The sequence below is a fragment of the Streptomyces sp. MB09-02B genome (assembly GCF_033794485.1).
Lineage (GTDB): Bacteria > Actinomycetota > Actinomycetes > Streptomycetales > Streptomycetaceae > Streptomyces.
Map to the genome: position 1 here is coordinate 1 of NZ_JARGEE010000617.1, position 4029 is coordinate 4029.

General features: G+C 72.2%; 3 protein-coding genes. 2 read left to right on the forward strand and 1 reads right to left on the reverse strand.

Features of this window, described 5'->3' with window-relative positions:
• Positions 1 to 10 precede the first annotated feature (10 nt).
• Entirely contained in the window at positions 11 to 835 is an 825-nt protein-coding gene (locus P1P70_RS41735; RefSeq protein ID WP_319247290.1) for an Fpg/Nei family DNA glycosylase, read from the forward strand.
• Between the two features lie 123 nt (positions 836 to 958).
• Here the strand turns inward: P1P70_RS41735 and P1P70_RS41740 are convergent, their stop codons facing one another.
• Complete coding sequence (locus P1P70_RS41740; RefSeq protein WP_319247286.1) at positions 959 to 2206, reverse strand: GNAT family N-acetyltransferase; 1248 nt, start codon at positions 2204 to 2206, stop codon at positions 959 to 961.
• Between the two features lie 225 nt (positions 2207 to 2431).
• On the opposite strand from P1P70_RS41740, the gene P1P70_RS41745 reads away from it, so the two are divergent.
• Positions 2432 to 3604 (forward strand): PP2C family protein-serine/threonine phosphatase, encoded by a 1173-nt coding sequence (locus P1P70_RS41745; protein WP_319247288.1) that lies wholly within the window; start codon positions 2432 to 2434, stop codon positions 3602 to 3604.
• Positions 3605 to 4029: the final 425 nt, after the last annotated feature.

Here is a 4029-nt window from a genome sequence, read left to right on the forward strand (position 1 = left end):
GAGGGACCCCGTGCCGGAGGGGCACACCATCCACCGCCTCGCCGAAGACTGCCTGACCCACTTCGGCGGCGGTGACCGGCCCACCCACGTCACCAGCCCCCAGGGCAAGTTCGCCGACGCCGCCGCCCTCCTCACCGGCACCCCCCTCCACGCCGCCGAGGCCCACGGCAAACACCTCTTCCTGCACTTCGGCGACGCCGCCGCCGAGGAACGCGTGCACATCCACCTCGGCCTCTTCGGCAAGGTCACCTTCGGCCCCGCCCCGGCGCCCCCGCCCACGGACACCGTCCGCCTGCGGCTGCGCAACGACACGGCGTACATGGACCTCCGGGGCCCGACGACCTGCACCCTGATCACGGACGCCGAGAAGCAGGCCGTACACGCCCGCCTCGGCCCCGACCCCCTCCGCCCCGACGCCGACCCGGCACGCGCGTACGCCAGGATCTCCCGCAGCCGGACGACGATCGCCGCGCTCCTCCTGGACCAGAAGGTGATCGCGGGCGTCGGCAACGTCTACCGCGCGGAGGTCCTCTTCCGGCACGGCATCGACCCGTACCGCGCGGGCCGGGACATCACCCCGGCGGAGTGGGACGCGATCTGGGCCGACCTCGTCGCCCTGATGCGCGAGGGCGTCCGCCACAACCGCATCGACACGGTCCGCCCCGAACACCTCCCGGAGGCGATGGGCCGCCCGCCCCGGGTCGACGACCACGGCGGCGAGGTGTACGTGTACCGCAGGGCCACCCTGCCCTGTCACATCTGTGGCGGCGAGATCCGCACCGCCGATCTCGCCGCCCGCAACCTCTTCTGGTGCCCGTCCTGCCAACACCGCTGAACGCACGCGCTGTCACCCCGGCGCCCTGAAACCCGCCCGGCAGTCAGGACAGCTGCCCTGGAACGGGCGCGGCGACCAGGGGCGGCTGTCCTGGAACCCGTGCGGCAGCCCTGGGCGGCTGTCCTAGAACCCGTGCGGCAGCCAGGGCGCGAGCCCCGACGACAGGAAGCCGGTGGACGCCTCCGCCAGCGCCCCCTCCCGCAGCTCCCGCACCCGCCCGGCCGCCGCCAGGGAGGCCAGGCTCACGCCGCCCAGATAGGCGGCCCCCAACTCCCGTACGGAGAGGGAGAGATCGGCGGCGTCGGCGGTCCGCTCGCAGGTCGCGCCCTTGGGGTCGCCGGTGAGCCGCCAACGCCCCTCGTTCCAGGGGCAGAAGGTGTCCTCGACCTCGAACACGACGTCCAGCGGCGCCTGGTAGGTCCGCGCCCGCAGCGCGGCCCCGACCTCCACGAGCCGCACGTGCAGATCGTCCTTGACCCGCAGTCCGCACCGTCGGACGTCCGACACCAGGTGCAGCACCGGCTCGTCCACCGGAAGCCGGGAGGCGACCACGCTCTGCGTCAGGTCGATGTCGAAGAGGAACCGCCACAACGCGGCCCGCGCGGCGGGGTCCACGGCCTCCAGCGAACTCAACTGGACGACCCCCTCAGGCCCGGCGTGCCCCCACTCGGCCTTGACCCGGAAGCGGGCGTACCCCACCACCTCGGAAACGTCCCCGTCGCCGGACCGCTCGGCCACCACGCACTGCAGCGGCGAGGCGCCGTCCCGGTGGCGTTCCGTGTCGAGCAGGTCCACCCGCTCCCAGCCGGGCCGCCGCTCCAGCATCCCCGGCCGCTCCGGCACCAGGCGGGCGTACACCGCCTCGCACACGTCGAGCACCTCGGCGGGATCCGCGTACCGCAGCCGTACGTCATCGGTGCCGGGCGGCACGGACAGCCGTACCCGGGCGGTGTCGATCTCGGCGGTGACCCGGTGGGTCGCCTGGCCGTACCCGAAACGGCCGTAGATCACCGGCTCCGACGCGGTCAGCACGGCCAGCGGCTCGCCCCAGGAGCGGATGTCGTCCAACTGCCGCCGCATCATGGACGTCAGCACCCCGCGCCGCCGGTGCGTTGCGGCGACGCCGACCATCGTCACGCCCGCCGCCGGGACGACGGCGCCCCCGGGCACGGTGAGCCGGAAGTCGAACGCCCCGGCCGTGCCCACGCATTGGTCGCCGTCCCACACACCGATCGAGCGGTCGTACGGGGTGAGTGCCTTCCACAACTCCCGCTCCTCGGCGGGCTCGGTGGCGCCGCCGAAGGCGAGGAGGAGGTTGTCGTACCAGCCGTTCCAGTCTTCCTTGCGCAGCGCCCGCAACTCAGTCGTCATACGCCATGCCTAGCAGGGCGATCCGGTACGGGCGAACGAATTTGCCCCGCGCGTCGCCGTTCGACGTGGGATCCTGCCGAGGTGCCGCACGGAGGGCGCACGGGGGCCGAAGTACACGTTCCGGTGTGAGATCTGTGTGAGATTCGTCGTGAACCGGCCCTCGGAAGGGGGACAAGTAGGACCTCCTGTGCACAGGGGCTGGTCCGATGGATAAGGTCCCGAACAATGGCAGCAGGACGAGAGCGGCGCGCGGCGGCCGACACGCTCACGGCCCGGATGAAGAAGCTGGTTCACCGGGCCCGCACCGGCGTGCGCAAATCCGCCGTCGACTACTTCCGCGGGGACGGCTCCGACTGGATCGCCCTCGCCGGTCTGCTGCTGATGATCCCGCTGATCGCCTGTTTCACGATGATCAACGAGGTGTGGTTCTCACCGGCCGTCCTCGTCCTCCCCATCGTCGCCGGCGGCCTGCTGCTCCGGCCCGCCAGCCTCCTCGGCCTCTACGCCGCCGCCGCGACCGCCCTCATCGTGGAGTCCGTCCAGCTCGGCCCCTACACCGACGGTCCGGCCCGGGTGACGCCCGGCATAGTGCTCGTGGTCGCCGCCTGCGGTTTCTTCGGTCTCCTCATCGCCCAGTTCCGCAGCCGCGTCGGCGTCCCCTGGCGGCGCGGCGGCACCATGCTCTTCGACCTGCGCGAACGCATCCGGGTGCAGAGCAAGCTGCCGCAGCTGCCGAGTGGTTGGCACCGCGAGATGGCACTGCGCCCGGCGGGCGGCCAGTCCTTCTCCGGCGACTTCGTCGTGGCCGCCCGGACGAACGGCGGCCGCACCCTCGAAGTCGTCCTCACCGACGTCTCCGGCAAGGGCATGGACGCGGGCTCCCGGGCCCTGCTCCTCTCCGGCGCCTTCGGCGGCCTGCTGGGATCGCTCCCACCGCACGCGTTCCTCCCGGCGGCCAACGGCTACCTCCTGCGCCAGGACTGGGACGAGGGCTTCGCGACCTCCATCCACCTCGTCCTCGACCTCGACTCCGGCGACTACGAACTCTTCTCCGCAGGCCACCCGCCGGGCCTCCAGCTCAGCGCCGGCACCGGCCGCTGGGAGGAGAAGGCCGCCGAGGGCCCCCTCCTGGGCGTCTACGACGGCGCCCAGTTCGACCCCGTCAAGGGCTCCCTGCGCCCCGGCGACGTCCTGATGCTTTTCACCGACGGCCTCGTCGAGACCTCGGAGCGCGACATCGTCGAGGGCATCGACCGCCTCACCGGCGAGGCCGACCGCTACGTCGCCGGCGGCTTCCACGGCGCCGCCTGGCACCTGATCGAAGCGGTGGCAAAAGACGTCAACGACGACCGAGCCCTCCTACTGATCTGCCGAGAAGGCCCCACAACAACAAAGTGATCGAGGGGCCCGGGGATCGACGCGTCTGCGAGGGCAGGGCGATCCGCGCGTCTGTGAGGGCGCGGGAATCCGTGCGTCTGCGAGAGGCGCGCCGATCCGTGTGTCTGTGAGGGCGGGGCGATCCGTGTGTCTGTGAGGGGCGCGGGAATCCGTGCGTCTGCGAGAGGCGCGCCGATCCGTGTGTCTGCGAGCGCGGGGCGATCCGTGTGTCTGGGAGAGGCGCGAGAATCCGTGAGTCCTCGAGAGGCGCGGGGATCTCTGCGGGAACTCGGTCCCCTGAAAACCCCGGGGACCTGCGCGCTCTGAAGGGGCGCGGGGAACTGCGCGAGCAACCACGACGAACCCGCACCCGCCGACCCACCCCGCGAGCTCCTGGGCGCCCAAGGGGGTCGAAGGGGCACAGCTCCTGGAGGACGGGACGGGTA

Coding starts and splice junctions, on each gene's coding strand:
- P1P70_RS41740 (WP_319247286.1), bottom strand. CDS start 2,206: ATGACGACTGAGTTGCGGGCGCTGCGCAAGGAAGACTGGAACGGCTGG.
- P1P70_RS41745 (WP_319247288.1), top strand. CDS start 2,432: ATGGCAGCAGGACGAGAGCGGCGCGCGGCGGCCGACACGCTCACGGCC.